We start from the raw sequence: 18,830 nt of genomic DNA, 5'->3' as shown, positions 1-18,830 counted from the left end.
AATCACACATTTTAGAAGAGAGAATCCGGCAAGATTTTCTCTTCTTTTTTTATTTTACCTTTTACTCACTCATACTATCCTCATTTTAAAGATTAACAACTACTTATATTTCTGAAATCGTTACATGGCGTTCATCTATCTTATATTTGATCGGAATAGAAAGGTGGATGATTTCCATAATATCTTTTATACTTTGTCCGCGATAGAATGTTCCGGTGAAAGTACGTCTGTTTAACCTTTCGGAGTTAACAGTAAACTGTACTCCATAGACATGGCTTAACCGGTAAAGAATAGCTTTCAGGCTTTGCTCCGGAAAGTAGTAATACCCAGTAGTCCAGGAAGTATATTGTTCCGCATCTACATTAAATATACTACTGACATGGGTATTCCGGTTATACACCAGTTGCTGGTTGGGTTTAAGTATAACACGCTGCGACCTGTTTTCTGTCGTCAACCGGACTGATCCTTCCAATAAGGTGGTCGTGAGCAGAGAATCCGAAGGGTAAGCAGTCACATTGAACTTAGTTCCTAAAGCTTCAATATCCTGTTCCTTCGTCTTTACGATGAAAGGCTTATCTTTATCTTTCGCAACCTCGAAAAAGGCTTCTCCTTCCAGATAAACAGTTCTCTGTTTATTTCCATAGTCATTTTCATACCGGAATATGGTTTTCGAACCTAAACAGACTTGAGTACCATCCGGTAACTCGACTACATCTGCATCCAGGCCGTCCCCTCCGATATAACGGGTGGCTATTTTAGTCTCATGTTCATTGGAGAGAAAGAAAGCTGAGGTAAGACAGACTGCGACCAGGGACACTGCTGCATAATTACCCAATTGATGCCATTTGTTTTTTATCTGGCGTTGCATTCTCTTCTTTTGTAAAAGACGATCCCAGCTTTTCCGGATCTCCTCTGTCAGTCTGTCGGAATTACTGCAGGCATCATAAATCGCCTTGGTTTCAAAGAATAGCTTTTTATTATCAGCATTCTCATTCACCCAGGTATAGAAATCATTCATACCCTGCGAGTCTAATCCTCCTTGCAGATATTTTATGATTAAATCAGAATGTTCGTTTTTTATATATTCTTTCATCTGACAGATTAAATGACTTAGTCCTTTATGAACTAGGTCAATAAAATGAATCACATTTTAGATTGTGCCTGAAACTGGAAAAGGATGCGTATCATTTATAGATCAATATATCTCTAAGTCTTATTTCTATACTGCTAAAAGGGATCTAACATTCAAATAAATTTTTATCTTTGCCCGAGTTAATAGAGAGAAAGAGATATGGAAAAGCACACACTGAAGGATATAGATGCTACAGTACTGAGACGCCTGAAGGAAGGAGATGAAACTGCTTTCGAATCTATTTATTGGAAATACAATTCGCATGTATTCAACTTTATCAATTCGCTATTGTACGACAGAGTCATATCCGAAGATATTACTCAGAGTGTTTTTATGAAAATATGGGAGAGACGTGAATCGATAGACCTGGATAAGGGTTTTGATGCGTATCTCTTTACTATAGCCCGTAATATGGTCTATAAGGAAACGGAGAACCGCCTGTTATCAGAGTCGGCATTTTATGCATTGTCTCAGCAGCAAACTAATGAATACTTCCTGATGGAAGAGAAAATCGATGCAGATTCACTCCGTCTCTATATCGATAACCTGATTGAACAATTACCTCTGTCCAGAAAAGAAATATTTAAGTTAAGCCGTAGAGAACACCTGTCGAATAAAGAAATTGCTACCCGTTTGTCGATTTCCGAAAAAACGGTTGAGACTCAACTCTACCGTTCATTACGTTTCTTGAAAGAGAAATTATCCAATGATCATTTATTGGCTATATTACTGGTCGTATTAGCCAATGAATGTTAAATACAAGTTTTTTCTACTCCCCTTGTAAGGGATTGCCCTTCTTTTCGGATATACAACTTAAACAATGACAAAAAACAATATAAATATAGAGTTACTCGATCGCTTTATGCGTGGCGAAACATCTCCGGAAGAAGAGCAGTTGCTTCTGGAATGGTTCCGCAATTCAGCGTCGAGGGACGAAGTTCTGAACTTTTATCAACAGCGATGGATTGAAACCTCTGATGAGGAATTGCCTGCAGAAGTTCAGGGACGGATGTTCCTGCGCATTAAGGAAAGAATGCATGAAATAGAGGAATCACAAAAAGGTCGGGAAACCAGGACGATAAAATCCAAATCGTCTTTTACTCGTTTCTTGCCTTATGCAGCTACTATATTATTATGTATAGGAATTTTCTCTTCTTATTTATATACACTGAAAAAATCGCAGGTTGCCAGTGAATATATCGTATCGGCAGAAAAGGGACAGAGGGCAAGTATCGTACTACCGGATGGAACCAAGGTCTGGCTGAATTCGCATACCGAGCTCCGTTACAAAAGCGATTACGGTATAAAAGAACGTAATGTCTCTTTAAACGGGGAGGCCTATTTTGAGGTGTCGAAAGATAAGGAACATCGTTTTGTTGTAAAAGCCGGTGAGATGGAGGTGGAGGCTTTGGGCACATCATTCAATGTGAAGGCATATAATGAAGATCCCGATTTTGTCGCTACCCTGTTTGAAGGAAGCATAAAGGCCGGAACGGGAGAAGATAATTCGGTTATCCTGACCCCAGATCAGCATGTCAGCCTGAATCGGCAAAGCAGGAGTCTGACTGTCGGCACGTCGGAGAATGTTTCGTATGCCCGCATGTGGCGCAATAACGAACTGGCTTTTGAAAGAGAGAAACTGGATGACATTGCCATCTTGCTGAATCGAATGTACAATGTACAGCTCGAGTTTAAATCAGACAAGATAAGGAACTATCGTTTTTCGGGTGTTATAAAGAATAATAGCTTAGACAATGTAATAGAGATAATAAGCCTTACAGCTCCCATTATTTATGAGTCGCATGGAGACACGATCATATTGGATGCGAAGCCGTAGTGAGAATAAATAAATTGTTAATCTTAAAAATTGAGCGGCCTATGACGTAAGAATAGTCAAAAAAAGGGGACAGGCTCCAAAGGAGAGCTGTCCCACTCACACGATCTTTTACAAATCAGAATCAATCATTCTCCTTATTTATAGAGATAACTTGCCGGTTATCTCCGGAGTTTAATGACTCTTGATTCTGCTTGTAAAGTTACTATTTATAATCTTTTATACGATTAAAAAACATCTAAAAATGAGTAACATCAAGCAAATAATTTTACGGGCAGCTTTATGCAGTCTTATGCTTGCCTCTTCAGGCATGACAATTGCTGCCCAGATTTCAATCGCTGCAAAGAATAAGCCTTTACGTGAAGTTATTAAAGATATCGAAAAGAGCAGCGATTATCGTTTCTTCTATAATGAAGACCTGACCGGTTTAAACACAGTTGTATCTGTTGAAGCAACCAATGGAGATATTAAGAAAGTATTGGATAAGATAGTTGCTGAAGCAGGAATAACTTATATTCTGAAAGAGAATAACCAGATTGTTTTATCTGCCCGTTCGGCTCAGACAAAACAACAATCCACACGGATAATCACAGGACGTGTAACCGACCAGAAAGGTGATCCGGTTATTGGAGCCAATGTATCAGTGAAAGGAACAACAAACGGTACAATTACCGATATGGATGGTGATTTCTCATTGGAGATATCCGGAAGTCCGGTTGTTCTGGTATCCTATATCGGATATAAGAACCGAGAAATAGCAGTCGGTAAAGAGAAAACCCTATCTGTTCAATTATTGGAAGATACCCAATTGCTGGATGAAGTAGTGGTTACAGCTTTGGGTATCTCAAAGAGCGAACGTGCATTGAACTATTCTGCCGCCCAGTTATCTGCATCGGAGATAAGCGAAGTGCATTCAGGAAACTTACTGACAAGTTTGGGAGGTAAGATCGCCGGATTGGATATTACCGGAAATAAACGTAGCGGTTCAACTAAGATAGTATTAAGAGGAATTGGTGAAATAGCATCAGGGTCTACAAACAAACCTTTGTATGTTATTGACGGTGTACCTGTCGATAACTCGAACAATACCGATGTGAGCCCATTTGGTGGGACAGACTATGGCGATGGCCTGAGTGGAATGAATATGGATGATATTGAATCCATCAGCGTACTGAAAGGTCCGTCGGCTGCCGCTCTTTATGGCTCGAAAGCTTCCCGTGGAGCTCTCCTTATTACTACAAAGAAAGGGGTGGCCGATCAGGGAATCGGTATCGAGTTCAACACAAATACATCCATGTTGATGCCTTATGCCGGATTGGCTCAGTATCAGCAGGTGTATGGTAGCGGACAAGGAGGAAACTATCCGAAGACACTGGCTGATGCTATGGCTGTTTCTGAAGATGCTTATGGTGCGAAGCTCGATCCTAATACGACATCTGTCTTTATCGATGGCTCGGAACATAAATATGTTTCCCGTTATAAACCGATGGATTTTTATAATAATGGTTTTAATACAGCCAATACGCTCTCTATCATCGGTGGAACAAAGAAAGCTACTTTCCGTTTTGCTTATGGAAACGAGTACTACAAGGATATTACGCCGGCTTTTAATTATATGAAACATAACCTGACCATGCGTATGAATGGTGATCTGACCTCACGCCTGAGTTATGATTTTAAGATCAATTTTAATGTAACCAATGCCCATCAACGCCCGGAGAGCGGACACGGACAATTCAACCCGACAACGGTATTACCCATTATGGGGGCCGATACGGATCTGAAGAAACTGGAAGCTATGGGACGTGATATCACTACCGGTGGTCTGATGAATAACTGGGACGGTGCCCTGAACCCTTATTATATACTGTATCAATATAAGAATAACGACCAGAGCTATAATGGTAACGGACTGGCTTCTGTCAGTTATAAGATACTGAATAACCTGAAAGTCACTTATCGTCAGGGGTTAGAAATGACCGATTTTAATACCGATCAGACTATTCCGCAGAGATCAGGTTTCTGGGCTTCCATGGCCGGACGTTCCGATTATATGACAAAGGGTGGAATGAGTAAATATAATAGCAAAAACCTGCTGGTAAACAGTGATTTGTATGCAGAATATCATGGAGAGTTTGGTAAGTTCGGGCTGGATGCGATGATGGGAGGAAACTACTGGTCACAGAAAACTCGCAGCACCAGTGTGGAAGCCGCCGACTTCATTGCAGAAGGTCTATATACTCCGAGCAATGCCAAAAATCAGAAGGCTTCTTTTTATATGATGAACAAACGGATGTGGGGCATGTACGGTTCTTTGGACCTGTCGTATAACCGTTTCCTTTATCTGTCATTTACGGCCAGAAACGACTGGAGTTCTACTCTGCCCAAGCAGAATAACTCTTATTTCTATCCTTCAGTCGGAGGTAGCTTGGTTTTCTCTGAGTTAATGGATCGCCCGGACTGGTTCAGCTTTGGAAAGATCCGTGCTTCATGGGCACAGGTTGGTAGTGATACGAATGCTTATCAGCTCGATATGTATTACGGCTTATTCCCCGGAGGTTTCCCCACTGAATCAGGTTCGACTGTATATCCCGGAAATATCCAGAATACACAGTTGCCACCGCTTGACCTGAAGCCGATGAGAACTAATTCAGCTGAATATGGTCTCGATATCCGTTTCTTTAATGATCGCCTTGGTTTGGATGTTTCCTACTATAATAATACGACAAAAGATCAGATCTTGCAGATACCTATTCCTAATTCATCCGGATTTTCATCCAGCCTGATGAATGCCGGTTCTGTGAATAATCATGGTTTTGAAATTTCATTGAGCGGAAGACCTGTCGAGACAAAAGATTTCACTTGGGATCTGGGCTTTACGTTGTCACGTAACTATAGTAAAGTGAAGAAACTGCATGATGGTTTGAAGAGTATACAAATGTATTTTGTGGAGGCAATGAGTGTAATGGCCATTGAAGGTGAACCTTACGGTGTGATGTACGGCTCAGACTATCTGTATGACGACTCCGGGAATATTCAGCGCGATGCCAATGGATATCCATTGTACGATAAGAGTTATAACTCTTATTTAGGCTCTGCTATTCCAAAAGTGATTATGGGACTTACCAGTCATTTGGAATATAAAGACTTTTATTTGAACCTGACTATCGACAGCCGCCTGGGACATAAGTATTATTCAAAGACTTCCCGTTGGATGTATGAACACGGAACCCATATCAATTCTGTGCCGGGACGCGATGAATATTATGCGAACGGAACTGGTCTCGATCCGTTGAAATTAGGCAAGATACAGAGTGTAACAGCTTCCCAGAACGTATATAACGGTGGTTTTATCCGTATGAAGGAAATTTCACTGGGGTACAAGTTACCGGCAAGTTTTATCTCCAAGCTGATGCTTAAACAGGCCAATGTTTCGTTGGTATTCAGTAATCCGTTCTTCATCTGGAGAGGAAGCGATTTCTGTGATCCGACATTCTCCCTGAACTCGACTGTGGGTATGGAAGGTGTTGAAAATGGCGGTGAACCTGCTGTACGTTCGTTAGGTATAAATCTGAATCTTAAATTTTAATACACTGGTAAACAATGAAACATATAATAAATTATTTGTCGATAGCATTACTGGGACTTACATTGACTAATTGTAATGCCGACTTTGGTGATTTGAATAAAGATCCCAATAAAGTGACAAAGGTAGGAACAGACAACCTTTTCCACAATGTAGTAGGTACGCTGAGTATACCTTCCGGCGAAATGAAATATTTCGCTCCGATGATGCAGTATACAGCAACCACCAATGGTAACTACGACATCGTCGGTAATACTTTTACGGTAGACGGAACCGCAATGGGTGTTTACTCAAGTATATGGAGATCTTATTGTGTAGACTATCTGCGTTACATCAACCTGATGGACGATCAACTGGCAGAGGAAACTGCTTCGGCCTCCAAACAAGCACAGGTCGATATCGTCCGTGTACTTGTCTCAAGCAGATATACCGATACATTCGGTCCCGTTCCTTATGATGAAGGAGGAAAGGCGCTGAATGGAATTTCTTATCCTGTATACAGAACTGAAAAGGATATCTATTTGGGAACGGATAAGTTCAAAGGTCTTCTGCAATTACTGGATGATGGAGTTCAAACATTGCAAAACTCTTCAGATCCGGTTTTCGAAGACGATATCCTGTATGGCGGTAGTCGCGACAAATGGATTAAATTCGGAGCTTCACTTATGCTGCGTATGGCTATCCAGATATCGAATGTAGAACCGGAACTGGCTAAGAAGTATGTGGGTAAAGCCGTTGCTGCCGGGGTTATTTCTTCGATGGATGAAGTGGCAAAAGTCAATCATCAGCCGACAGTGACCGGACAACCCAGTTACCTCGATAATGAATGGGCTACCGATATTCAATATTATATAGGTTCACGTGGTTACTGTTATTCAAGTACCTATATTTCTGCATTTAAGAAATACAGTGCTTCTCAAATCGATCCACGTTTGAAATATATAGCAGCCGTTTACGATGCCGAAGGAAAGTATTACGGCAATTACGAGGACTACGAAGGTATGAAGAACGGATGCGAAATGGATGATGTCGATGATGTTTTGAAAAATATGACATTTGATGAAGATTTCGCTCCTAATATCGGACGTTACGGCTTTGCTTCTTTCAAAAAAGAAACGGTACTCAACCGGAAAGGCGCAACAACGGTAATGGGTGCAGCCGAAGTTTACTTCCTGTTGGCTGAAGCGGTGTTGAAAGGCTATATCTCCGGAACAGCAGATACATATTACCGGGAAGGTATCCGCATGGGTATGCGTTCGTTGACCCTGCTCGGAGCTCCTATCACCGATGAGGAAATTGAAAACTATATCAGTACGGTTCCCGCACTGGGTGAAAATAAAGCAATGAACCTGAGAGGTGCCTTGGATGAAGTGATCACACAAAAATGGCTGGCACTGTTCGGCAATGGTCTTCAAATCTGGAACGACTGGAGACGTACGCATTATCCGAGTGTCATTACCGACAATCCGAACCCCAGCAAGTTAAGCGTTACAAATGGAAAGATGATCGGTCGTCTGCCTTATCCGCAGGATGAAATGGTACGTAATGAAGCCAACTATCTGAATGGAACGGCTGAGTTATCCAATAAGACAAACGATTATATGAATGATGTATGGTGGGCTTTGTCTTATTATAAATAATAACTAGTATATGAAAAAAGTAGTATCAATAAGCAGTAGCCTCTGGCTACTGCTTTTACTCTTTGCAGCACAAATGCATGCTGCTACTCAGGATGTGTATTCTCCTGATAAGAAGTTGAAAGTATCGGTCAATACTACCGGACAGATCGCTTATTCTGTTTATGCCGGCGACGACCTTCTGTTGAAAGACTGTTCCCTCCGGTTGGATTTGGGTGATGAGGTACTGGGTACTTCAGCCGTGTTGAAAACTGTCAAGCGAGGGACTATTCATGAAACGATAAAACCTGAGATCTCCTTTAAGAATGCAGTGGTGGAGAACAATTGCAATATCCTGTTACTTAACTTCAAAGGAGATTTTTCTGTCGAATTCAGAGTGTTCGACGATGGTGTTGCCTATCGTTTTATAACAGCCAGAAAAGGACAGATAGATATTTATGATGAAACTTGCGGTATCAATTTCGGTAGCGATTATCTGGCCCATATCTCGCAACCCAATAGTTTTAAAACATCGTATGAATATCCTTATACCCATATCCATACAACAGACTATAAGGCAAATGATAAGATGACCTATTTGCCTATCCTGCTGGAAAATGAGCAAGGATATAAGATATTGATTTCGGAAGCCGATCTGTCCGACTATCCCTGTATGTTTTTCAAAAGTACAGGAAGAAATGGCCTGACTTCTGTATTCCCGAATTGCCCTTTGGAGTTTGGTGAAGATGGCGACCGCAGTCTGAAAATTGTAAAAGAAGCCGATTATATTGCACGTACTTCCGGTAACCGTAGCTTTCCGTGGCGTTTCTTCATGATTACCAAAGACGATCGTCAGCTGATTGGAAACGATATGGTCTGTAAGTTATCGTCCCAGAATGTATTGGGTGATGTGAGTTGGGTAAAACCCGGTCATGTTGCCTGGGAATGGTGGCATGATGCAGCATTATACGGAGTGGATTTCAAGTCCGGTTATAATATGGACTCTTATAAGTACTATATTGATTTTGCATCTGCCAATGGCATTCCTTATATGCTGATGGATGAAGGATGGGCCGAGACGACTTATAATCCTTTCATCCCCAATCCTACGATCGATTTGTTCGAACTAATCAGTTATGCCAAAGAACGGAATGTGAAAATAGTCCTTTGGCTTACCTGGCTGGCAGTGGAAAATAACTTCGACCTGTTCCAGAAATTCAACGAATGGGGAATTGCCGGAGTGAAGATCGACTTTATGGATCGCAGCGACCAGTGGATGGTAAACTATTATGAACGTGTGGCTAAAGAAGCAGCCAAGCACCATTTGTTTGTCGATTTTCATGGCTCATTCAAACCGGCAGGGCTGGAACATAAGTATCCGAATGTGATCTCTTACGAAGGTGTACTGGGAATGGAACAGGGAAACCGCTGTATACCAGACAACAGTATCTATCAGCCTTTTATGCGGAATTTTGTCGGTCCGATGGATTATACACCGGGTTCGATGATCAGTGCCCATCCCGAAGATGTACATTATACCCGTACCAATGCCATGAGCGTCGGTACCCGTGCTTATCAGCTGGCTTTGTATGTTGTCTTTGAAAGTGGATTGCAAATGCTGGCTGATAATCCTATTTATTATAACCGGGAGAAGGATTGTTTGGATTTTATGGCTTCTGTTCCGGTTGTCTGGGATGAAACACGTTGCCTGTATGCCAAAGTGGGCGAAGCTGTTGTCGTAGCTCGTCGCAAAGGAGATAAATGGTATATCGGAGGTATTTCCGGAAGTAAAGGAAAAGAGGTCACAATAAACCTCGACTTCCTGCCCGAAGGCAAAGAATATAATATAGACTATTTCCAGGATGGCGTAAATGCAGAGCGTCAGGCGATGGATTATAAAAAGGACAATAAGAAAGTGAATGCTTCTTCGAGTGTAACGATCCGTATGGTTCGTAACGGAGGTTGGGTAGCCACTTTGGAATAAATAAAATAAAAGGGAAGATTCCGGTTGAAAAAGACCGTTGATTTTTATTAACAACCCTTCGGATGTGTTGATCTGAAGGGTTGTTTTGTTTTCAAATCTTATATAAAATAATACTTGTAGAAAGCAGAAGAAAGGTTTGTCGTGTAGATTTCAGAATAATTTCTATACTTTTGCTTTCTATTAACGGCGTTACATGGTGATGTATGGCAGATTTTACCGACGAGAAAACATTATTGCAGGAAATAAAGAACGGAAACGATCAGGCTTTTGAATTTCTTTTCAGAAGCTATTATCCTCGTTTGCGCGGATATGCCTCTCGTTTTGTGAAAGATCAGGAGGCCATACGGGATATTATTCAGGAAAGTTTTTTGAAATTCTGGGAAAAGCGTCAGTTAATAGAAGCCATATCCGTCTCTTCCCTTTTGTTTGCAATGGTTCGGAATGCTTGTCTGAATTACTTAAAACATATTCAAATCGTAGAACAGCATAATGTCGAGTATCTGGCCACTCTTCCCGGGAAAGAAGAATTGTATAGTCTGGATTTTAACCTGACACCCGAATGTACCTTATTATATAAGGAATTACAGGAACAGGTGGACACCGTTGTAAACACATTGCCTCCACGTTGCCGTGAAGTATTTATTATGAGCCGTTTTGATAAAAAGAAAAATCGTGAGATAGCTGAAACTTTAGGTATCTCCACGACCGCTGTTGAAAAGCATATAGCCAAAGCCTTAATGACCTTCTCCAAATATTTTAAAGATAAGTATCCGCTTGATATTTATATTGTTGTTATTGCATGGTTGTTATCCGATTAGAGGGAAACATTAGACTTGTCGCCCCTTCCTCTATCAGCTATCTATAATCTTCCTCCGAGGTTACTGGAGTATCATATATAGATCTCACAACCGGTAAAAGAAAAAGTAGTTCCAATGATAAAAAACACCCTCCCGGGGTTGGGTAAAATAGAAATGAGTTGTTACATCATATAGAAAGCAAAAATTATGGAATTGGAAAAGGAGAATATTCATCAATTAGCTGTGCATTATTTTGAGGGGAACATCACCTTACCGGAAGAGGAAGAACTTTTTCTGTTTGTGAATGCCCGTACGGATAATTATGAAATGTTCCGTCTGTGGGAAAAAGAGTGGATGCAATCAGTTGTACCCGGCCGGGATGTCGTCAGCGAATGGAAACATTTGCAACGACGTGTCCATATACAAGGCGGTATGTCGGAAATGTTGAGGCCCAAACGGTATAGTTTGCGCCAGGCGGTGGCAGTGGCCGCTGTAATCGTAGTTGTATTGTTAGGTGGTTCTTTGGGGATATTTTCTCTTTTCAGTAAGCAAGTAGATCCCGCTTATTTTGCCTTGGTCACTGCTTACGGTGAGAAAAGCAGAGTGATGCTGACCGATGGAACCGTTGTTTGGCTGAATGCCGGATCGACTTTACGCTATGCCGATAATTTTAATGCAAGGAACAGGGTGGTAGAACTGGAAGGAGAAGCCTATTTCGAAGTGGAAAAGCAATCCGATAAAACGCCTTTTCTGGTAAAGACCGGTTGCTATGATGTCGTGGTAAAAGGAACCAAGTTCAATGTAACATCTTATCCGGAAGATCCTTTTTCGTCAACGACTTTATTGGAAGGAGCTGTCGAGGTATTGTATCAAGGTCGGCAAATGGAGGTGAAGCCCGGCGAAATGATTTGTTTCGATAAAGAAACGAAAGACTTTACCAGCCATCATGTACAGGCCTCGCAATACCGGTCGTGGATAGAAGGAAGAGTCGAATATGACGAAATAGCTTTGGGCGAATTGGCTGTCCGCCTGTCAAGAAAGTATGATGTGAAGATACATCTGGATACAACGCTTGATGAAGACGCCACCTTCAGGGTCTCATTGCGGAACGAGGAGACTATTGATCAGTTCCTGAGGGCACTGTCAGATATTATCCCAATACGTTTTGAGCGGCAGGGACAGGACATTTATATTAGAAAACAATAGCGCGTTTGTTTATATATGTATTAAATCTAATAACTAATTATCTATCTTATGATGTACAAAAAACTTGTGGGAAGGTCTTTAATACTGGCCTTGCTACTTTCCGGCTCCTTATCGGTGGACGCTCAGAAAATCACTCAACAGTTCAGGAATGTTCCTTTGAAAACAGTTCTGAAGGAAGTGGAAAAGCAGCTTCAATATTCAGTCATTTATAAAAAGGATGAAGTCAATGAAAACAAACAGATAACCCATAATTTTAAGGATGCGTCTGTAGAAGAAGTTTTGTCGGTTATACTGGATAATGGATTGAGTTACTCTATTCAAGGGAAAATGATCGTCATTTCGCAGAAGACTACGAAAGCATCAGTTTCCCAGCAGAAGAAAAAGGTGGCAGGTGTCGTGAGAGACAAAACCGGTGAACCGGTTATTGGTGCGAATGTGATAGAACGTGGAACAACGAATGGTACAGTGACGGATCTTGATGGGCATTTTACTCTGGAAGTGCCTCAGAATGCTATTTTACAAGTTTCTTATATCGGATATATGGAGCAGAATATCCCGGTAAATAACCGGAATGATATTCCTGTATCTTTATTGGACGATACACAAAATCTGGATGAGATCGTCGTAGTCGGTTACGGAACACAAAAGAAAGTGAACCTGACCGGTGCCGTGAGTAGTGTGAAAGCAGAGGTTCTTGAAAACAGAACGACATCGGATCCGGTCAATATGCTGACAGGTAATGTATCGGGTGTAACGATCGTACAAAATGCCGGACAACCGGGAGCGGACGGTGCTGCCCTGCGTGTCCGTGGTGTTGGAACGTTAGGAAACTCGGAAGCAATGGTTATTGTCGATGGCGTAGAATCGTCGATGAGTAATGTCGATCCGAATGATATTGAAAATATTTCCGTCCTGAAAGATGCGGCTGCAGCATCCATCTATGGAGTACGTGCAGCGAATGGTGTCGTTTTGATTACCACAAAACGAGGAGCTGTAGGCAAGCCGGTTATTTCTTACAACGGGTATGTGGGCTGGCAGCAGGCCACTCGTCTACCGAAATATCTGGATTCTTACAACTATGGTGTTCTGCTGAATGAAGCCTATAAGAATGATGGTCTGGAAGGGTTATATGATGATACGGCGCTGCAAAAGTTAAAAGACGGTTCGGATCCCGATCATTTTGCCAATAGCGATTGGTTGGATGCTTTGTTCAGTGAAAACGGACTGTTCCACAACCATCATCTCAGTGTGAACGGAGGATCTGAGGCAATTAAATACTCTCTTTCTTTCGGCTATCATAATAAGGAAGGGTTAATGCCGAATACTGATTATAACAAATTCAATGTTCGCTCAAACCTCGATGCAAAGATTAACGACCGATTGAATGTGTCCTTGAATCTTTCCGCTTACCGTAGCCGCATGGCTGCTCCTTCAACCGGGATTACAGATATAATGTATTATGCTTTTCGTGAAACACCAGTTACTCCGATTCAGTTTCAGAATGGGAATTACGGACTGTTTAAGAATGAGCACAACTCTGTAGCTTCTGCTCGGGAAAGTGGTTTGGCGCGTACTTACAACAATAATTTCCAGGGAAGTGCATCTTTTACCTATAAGATTCTCGAAGGATTATCTTTGCGTGGAAATGCCTCTACGACCTTTAATCTGAAAGACGAACATACTTTTTTGCGGAGTATGAAGTTCTATACGGCTGATTCTACAGATCCCATCCGGACAACCCGCAGTTCTGTGGAAAATAAGGATAATAAGATGCTCGAGGTAAACCTGCAGGCTTATCTGGATTATGCGAAGAGTTTCGGTAAACATGACCTGAAAGGTTTATTGGGGTATTCTCAGTTGTATAACCAATATCGTATTCTGGGCGCGTCCCGTAAAGATCTTCCCCTGAATAACAGCCTGGGTGAAATAAATGCAGGTGATGTTACGACGCAGGCAACCGAAGGAAACAAGGTAGAATATGCTTTACGTTCGGCATTTGCCCGTGTGAACTACACCTTCGATAACCGTTATCTGTTGGAAGCGAACCTCAGATACGACGGTACTTCACGTTTCCCGAAATACAACCGTTTCGGAGCATTCCCTTCTTTTTCTGCCGGTTGGCGTATGTCTGAAGAAAGCTTTTTCACAGCTTCCTGGATCGATAACCTGAAGTTCCGTGCATCCTGGGGACAGCTCGGTAATCAGGAGATTGGCGATTATGCATTCTATAATACTTATATGTTCGGTCAGGATTATAACTTTGGAAATATGCTGTATCCGGGTATTTCAATTAATGATAAGATGGCTAACTCCATTATTACCTGGGAAAAGACAGACCAGATAGATGTCGGTGTCGATGCAGATGCCTTCGGTGGAAAGTTGAGCTTTACCGGTGACTTCTTTATCAAGAATACCAGGGATATTTTACTGGAGTTGCCTATTCCTGAGATTGTCGGTGTAAAACCTCCGATGCAGAATGCCGGAAAGGTTCGTAATACAGGTATGGAAATGCAGATAAGCCACAATAATCAGATCAACGATTTTAAATATTATGCGACGTTCAATTTCAGTTATGTGCATAATGAAATTACTGATTTGAGCGGAGGTGATACTCCCGGACGTTCGGTAGGCGATCCTATAAACAATATCTATGGCTATGTTTGTGAAGGCATTTTTAGAGACCAGGCGGATATCGACGCACACCCTACACAAATATGGGGAGCCAAGCCGGGCGATCTTAAGTATAAAGACCTGAACAACGATAATAAGATAGATGAAAACGATCGTCAGTCGTTAGGTACTTATTTCCCTAAAATAAACTTTGGGCTTCGTCTGGGCTTTGAATATAAGAATTTTGATTTTTCTGCATTGATGCAGGGAGCCGGTATGGTAGATGCTATTGTAAAAGCTGAAATCAACAAGGCTTTCTATAACGGTGGCAAAGTAACCGAATATCATCTGGATCGCTGGACAGCGGATAACCTGGATGCCACTTATCCACGTCTGTCGATGAAAGATTCGAAAAAGAACTGGATGACATCTACTTTCTGGATGCAGAATGCCTCTTATCTGAAGATGAGAAATATGCAGATTGGTTATTCATTACCTAAACGGGTGTTGGCTGATTCGGGCATAACTCGCCTGAGAGTGTATTTTAGTGTAGACAATCTGTTCACTATTACTGGTTTTGACGGTGTCGATCCGGAATCTGCTTACAATATGAAAGACTTATCTGTGTCTAGTAGCTATTATCCGCTGACAAGAAATTATTCATTTGGTGTTAACCTTTCATTTTAATAAACTGTAGACGAATTATGAAACTGAAATATTTATTTATCTCACTTATTTTGTTGTCCGGAACCGGTTGTAACGATGGTTTTTTAGACAAGATCCCAACAGACCAGCTTTCAGACGAATCTTTCTGGATGGTGAAAGAAGATGCTGTGAAGTATTCCGCAGCAACTTATCGTTACCTGGTTCAATCGGGTAATCATATGGTTATGCTCGATTGTTATACAGACAACGCCGTGCCCGTTCATATTCATGCGGAACAGGGTGATATATCGTCTTGTACCGCCACAGCTTCGAATCCTCACTTCAAGCAGGTGTGGCAAGATGCCTATCGGGGAATCCGCCGCTGTAATATTTTCCTGGATAATATAGCCAAGGTCGATATGAAAGAGGGGGAGAAAGCGGTCCTTATCGGAGAAATAGAATTTTTACGGGCTTATTTTCATGCAACTTTGTTGAAGTTCTACGGAGGTGTTCCCATTCTCACACATGCTCTGGAGTTGAACGAAACAATACCTTCACGTAATACGGAAGAAGAAGTTTATAAGTTCATTGTAGAGGAGTGTGATAAGGCTGCGCAAAAATTACCGTTAACCCGCTCCGATAATACGGAACTGGGGCGTGCTAATAAAGGGGCTGCCTTGGCTTTGAAAGCCCATATCAGTTACCTGATGAAGAAATATGATATGGCAGCTAGTGCAGCAAAGGAAGTAATGGACCTGGGGGTTTACAGTCTGTATGGTAATTATGGAGATCTGTTCTCTGCTGAACATGAAAATAACAGCGAAGTGATATTCGATCATCAGTACATGGAGAATGCACTGGATTATGATTACACAGGCAGCTGGATCGACCAATTCTTCTCCCCGTTGATGATGGGCGGTTGGGAGGCCTTGTCGCCGACGCTGGATCTTATCGACTCTTATGAATGTATGGATGGAAAATCCATACAGGATTCGAAGTTGTATAACCCGGATAAACCTTTTGAGAATCGTGATCCTCGCCTGGCTTATTCTATCTTGTGGCATGGCTGTGAATTCGGAGGACAGATATACAGCACGGAAGGAGCAATGGGGAATGGAAATGCCACCCGTACCGGCTATACCATGCGTAAATATATTAATCCAAAGAATGTAGGAAACGAATATCCCGGCTGGACTAATTATATCCTGTTCCGCTATGCTGAGATATTACTGATCTACGCAGAAGCCCAGAATGAGCTAAATGGACCGGATGCTTCCGTATATGATGCTGTGAACAACATCCGTCAGCGTCCAAGTGTAGAACTACCTCCTTTACCGGCTAGTCTGACGAAGGATCAAATGCGTGATGCTATTCGACGTGAGCGCCGTGTGGAATTTACCTTTGAAGGGATCCATTTGTTTGAAACCCGTAGTTGGAAGACAACCGAAGCTTGTGTGAATAAACCAGCTTACGGTATGACTTTCGACGGGAAAAAAGTATTGGTGGAACAACGCAAGTTCGATCCGAACAAGAATTACTTATGGGCAATTCCTTTAACTGAAATCGATTTGGCCAAAGGTTCATTGGTACAGAATCCAGGATATTGATTACTCATAGATAATAAAAGTCCCTGGTAAAAGTAAAATTGCCAGGGTTTTTTTGCGTTTTACCATTCCAAGCCGGTAAATGTCGGAAACAGTCAAAATAACCACGAATATTGAAAACTCCTGCTGTTTTGTATTCAATATCTTTCTGAGACTTAATCTAATATGCATGAAAAGTTTGTCGGTGATGATTACGAAAAAGATATGCAAAGAATGGCTGCCGATCCTACGACACAGGAATGGTGGAAACTGACCGATCCTTGTCAGCAAGCCATCGAGAACCGTGCTTCCGGAGAATGGTGGGCAGCCATGGAAGAAGTTTTCCATACGGACTGAATATCGTGTCTCTTTTGAAATGAACAAGCTTTAAATATTATTGAACATGAATGACACACCTTTATCTATTCCTGTGGCTCTATCTTTCCATTGATGCCCCATATGATCGAGTCAGGCGAAGTATTCAACCCGGTACAAACTAATGCAGTGGAGAATTTAACACGGGAAAAAGAGTAGTCGTAGAAAGAATACCTAACTATCCGGAAATTTCCGTACTTTTGTCTTCTAATTTAAAGAACAGACAAAAGCAATGAAATATCTGATAAAAAGCCCGGAGGGAGCTATCCGGGCTTCCGTACAACTTCCTGCTTCCAAGAGCATCAGTAACCGTGCATTGATATTGAATGCCCTAAGTTATAGTCCGTATGATATACAGAACCTTTCCGATTGTGATGACACTGAGGTGATGATCCGGGCGTTGAACTCCAATAGTAGTGACTTCGATATAAAAGCAGCCGGAACAGCGATGCGCTTCCTGACTGCTTTCCTTTCCAAGATCATCGGTGAATGGACGATCACCGGAACGGAACGGATGAAGAACCGCCCTATTAAATTGCTGGTCGATGCACTGAATTCTTTAGGTGCCCGTATCGAATATATCGAAAAAGAAGGCTATCCTCCTTTACGTATTTTCGGAAGTGCTTTGCAGGGTGGCGAGATTTCATTGAATGGAGGTATCAGTTCGCAATATATATCTGCTTTATTGATGATCGCTCCGCTGATGGAGAATGGCCTGACGCTAAACCTCGAAGGGAACATTATTTCCCGTCCTTATATCAACCTGACATTGCAGTTGATGGAGCTGTTCGGTGTGAAAGCTACTTGGAACGGACAGACAATCAGGATACTTCCTCAGGAATATAAACCGATCCGTTTTACTGTAGAGTCTGACTGGAGTGCCGCCTCTTACTGGTATTCCATCATGGCTTTGTCGAAAAACGCTGAAATAGAACTACTCGGCCTATTCAGGAACAGTTTGCAAGGTGATGCTGCCGGAGCGAAACTGTTTGCCCAACTGGGAGTCGGCACCACTTTTACCGACCGCGGTGTGCTGTTGAAACGCAATGGGAATGTGGCAAAGAAACTTATCTACAATTTTGTGAACGAGCCGGACCTGGCGCAAACATTTGTTGTTGTCTGTGTGTTATTAAATATCCCCTTCCGCTTCACCGGGCTGCAAACACTGAAGATAAAAGAAACCGACCGTATCGAAGCATTGAAAACGGAACTTCGTAAACTCGGCTATCTATTGACCGACAGTAACGACAGCATACTGGAATGGAACGGAGAAAGATGCGAGCCGGAATCGGATCCGGTAATTGCCACTTACGAAGATCATCGTATGGCGATGGCTTTTGCCCCGGCTGCTTTGGTTTTGGCACAGGGTATAAAGATTGCCGATCCCGGGGTGGTAACAAAGAGTTATCCTGCTTACTGGGATGATCTCAGGGAAATTGGTTATACTGTAGAGGAGGTTTAA

Annotated in this window: 12 protein-coding genes; 11 read left to right on the top strand and 1 reads right to left on the bottom strand. The window is 42.0% G+C overall.

Annotated elements, in window-relative coordinates; translation table 11 throughout:
* Nucleotides 1-103: 103 nt before the first annotated feature.
* Nucleotides 104-1,081 carry a FecR family protein gene (locus tag BQ7394_RS21830; RefSeq protein ID WP_075560168.1) on the bottom strand — a complete coding sequence of 326 codons (978 nt, stop codon included), beginning with the start codon at nucleotides 1,079-1,081 and terminating at the stop codon, nucleotides 104-106.
* 210 nt (nucleotides 1,082-1,291) lie between these two features.
* Between BQ7394_RS21830 and BQ7394_RS21825 the strand changes: the two genes are divergently transcribed.
* The 11 genes from BQ7394_RS21825 (at nucleotide 1,292) to BQ7394_RS21775 (ending at nucleotide 18,830) form a co-directional block, all read left to right on the top strand.
* Complete coding sequence (locus BQ7394_RS21825; protein ID WP_075559338.1) at nucleotides 1,292-1,888, top strand: RNA polymerase sigma-70 factor; 597 nt, start codon at nucleotides 1,292-1,294, stop codon at nucleotides 1,886-1,888.
* A 64-nt stretch (nucleotides 1,889-1,952) separates the two neighbouring features.
* Nucleotides 1,953-2,969: a FecR family protein gene (locus tag BQ7394_RS21820; protein ID WP_075559337.1), complete on the top strand. Its 1,017-nt coding sequence runs from the start codon at nucleotides 1,953-1,955 to the stop codon at nucleotides 2,967-2,969.
* 241 nt (nucleotides 2,970-3,210) lie between these two features.
* Nucleotides 3,211-6,555 (top strand): SusC/RagA family TonB-linked outer membrane protein, encoded by a 3,345-nt coding sequence (locus tag BQ7394_RS21815; protein ID WP_082212078.1) that lies wholly within the window; start codon nucleotides 3,211-3,213, stop codon nucleotides 6,553-6,555.
* A 14-nt stretch (nucleotides 6,556-6,569) separates the two neighbouring features.
* Nucleotides 6,570-8,192, top strand: a complete 1,623-nt coding sequence (locus BQ7394_RS21810; RefSeq protein WP_075559335.1) for a SusD/RagB family nutrient-binding outer membrane lipoprotein — start codon at nucleotides 6,570-6,572, stop codon at nucleotides 8,190-8,192.
* Between the two features lie 10 nt (nucleotides 8,193-8,202).
* Entirely contained in the window at nucleotides 8,203-10,152 is a 1,950-nt protein-coding gene (locus BQ7394_RS21805) for a glycoside hydrolase family 97 protein (protein WP_075559334.1), read from the top strand.
* Between the two features lie 203 nt (nucleotides 10,153-10,355).
* A complete protein-coding gene (locus BQ7394_RS21800; protein WP_075559333.1) occupies nucleotides 10,356-10,970 on the top strand; it encodes an RNA polymerase sigma-70 factor in 615 nt (204 codons plus the stop codon).
* Between the two features lie 186 nt (nucleotides 10,971-11,156).
* The gene (locus BQ7394_RS21795) at nucleotides 11,157-12,155 is read left to right on the top strand and encodes a FecR family protein (RefSeq protein WP_210436539.1); all 999 of its coding nucleotides are present in this window, start codon (nucleotides 11,157-11,159) and stop codon (nucleotides 12,153-12,155) included.
* 51 nt (nucleotides 12,156-12,206) lie between these two features.
* Complete coding sequence (locus tag BQ7394_RS21790; RefSeq protein ID WP_082212252.1) at nucleotides 12,207-15,452, top strand: TonB-dependent receptor; 3,246 nt, start codon at nucleotides 12,207-12,209, stop codon at nucleotides 15,450-15,452.
* Between the two features lie 17 nt (nucleotides 15,453-15,469).
* Nucleotides 15,470-17,017: a RagB/SusD family nutrient uptake outer membrane protein gene (locus tag BQ7394_RS21785; RefSeq protein WP_075559331.1), complete on the top strand. Its 1,548-nt coding sequence runs from the start codon at nucleotides 15,470-15,472 to the stop codon at nucleotides 17,015-17,017.
* Between the two features lie 162 nt (nucleotides 17,018-17,179).
* Nucleotides 17,180-17,350, top strand: a complete 171-nt coding sequence (locus BQ7394_RS21780) for an L-rhamnose mutarotase (protein WP_082212076.1) — start codon at nucleotides 17,180-17,182, stop codon at nucleotides 17,348-17,350.
* A gap of 250 nt (nucleotides 17,351-17,600) precedes the next feature.
* Nucleotides 17,601-18,830 (top strand): 3-phosphoshikimate 1-carboxyvinyltransferase, encoded by a 1,230-nt coding sequence (locus BQ7394_RS21775; protein WP_075559330.1) that lies wholly within the window; start codon nucleotides 17,601-17,603, stop codon nucleotides 18,828-18,830.

Source organism: Parabacteroides timonensis, from assembly GCF_900128505.1.
In the GTDB taxonomy this organism is placed as follows: domain Bacteria; phylum Bacteroidota; class Bacteroidia; order Bacteroidales; family Tannerellaceae; genus Parabacteroides; species Parabacteroides timonensis.
This window is presented reverse-complemented; position numbering and strand designations above follow the sequence as displayed.

Excerpts from the sequence above, each read along its gene's own strand:
- BQ7394_RS21825 (WP_075559338.1), top strand. The coding sequence starts at position 1,292 with ATGGAAAAGCACACACTGAAGGATATAGATGCTACAGTACTGAGACGC.
- BQ7394_RS21780 (WP_082212076.1), top strand. The coding sequence starts at position 17,180 with ATGCATGAAAAGTTTGTCGGTGATGATTACGAAAAAGATATGCAAAGA.
- BQ7394_RS21810 (WP_075559335.1), top strand. The coding sequence starts at position 6,570 with ATGAAACATATAATAAATTATTTGTCGATAGCATTACTGGGACTTACA.
- BQ7394_RS21795 (WP_210436539.1), top strand. The coding sequence starts at position 11,157 with ATGGAATTGGAAAAGGAGAATATTCATCAATTAGCTGTGCATTATTTT.
- BQ7394_RS21775 (WP_075559330.1), top strand. The coding sequence starts at position 17,601 with ATGAAATATCTGATAAAAAGCCCGGAGGGAGCTATCCGGGCTTCCGTA.
- BQ7394_RS21785 (WP_075559331.1), top strand. The coding sequence starts at position 15,470 with ATGAAACTGAAATATTTATTTATCTCACTTATTTTGTTGTCCGGAACC.
- BQ7394_RS21805 (WP_075559334.1), top strand. The coding sequence starts at position 8,203 with ATGAAAAAAGTAGTATCAATAAGCAGTAGCCTCTGGCTACTGCTTTTA.
- BQ7394_RS21820 (WP_075559337.1), top strand. The coding sequence starts at position 1,953 with ATGACAAAAAACAATATAAATATAGAGTTACTCGATCGCTTTATGCGT.
- BQ7394_RS21800 (WP_075559333.1), top strand. The coding sequence starts at position 10,356 with ATGGCAGATTTTACCGACGAGAAAACATTATTGCAGGAAATAAAGAAC.
- BQ7394_RS21790 (WP_082212252.1), top strand. The coding sequence starts at position 12,207 with ATGTACAAAAAACTTGTGGGAAGGTCTTTAATACTGGCCTTGCTACTT.
- BQ7394_RS21815 (WP_082212078.1), top strand. The coding sequence starts at position 3,211 with ATGAGTAACATCAAGCAAATAATTTTACGGGCAGCTTTATGCAGTCTT.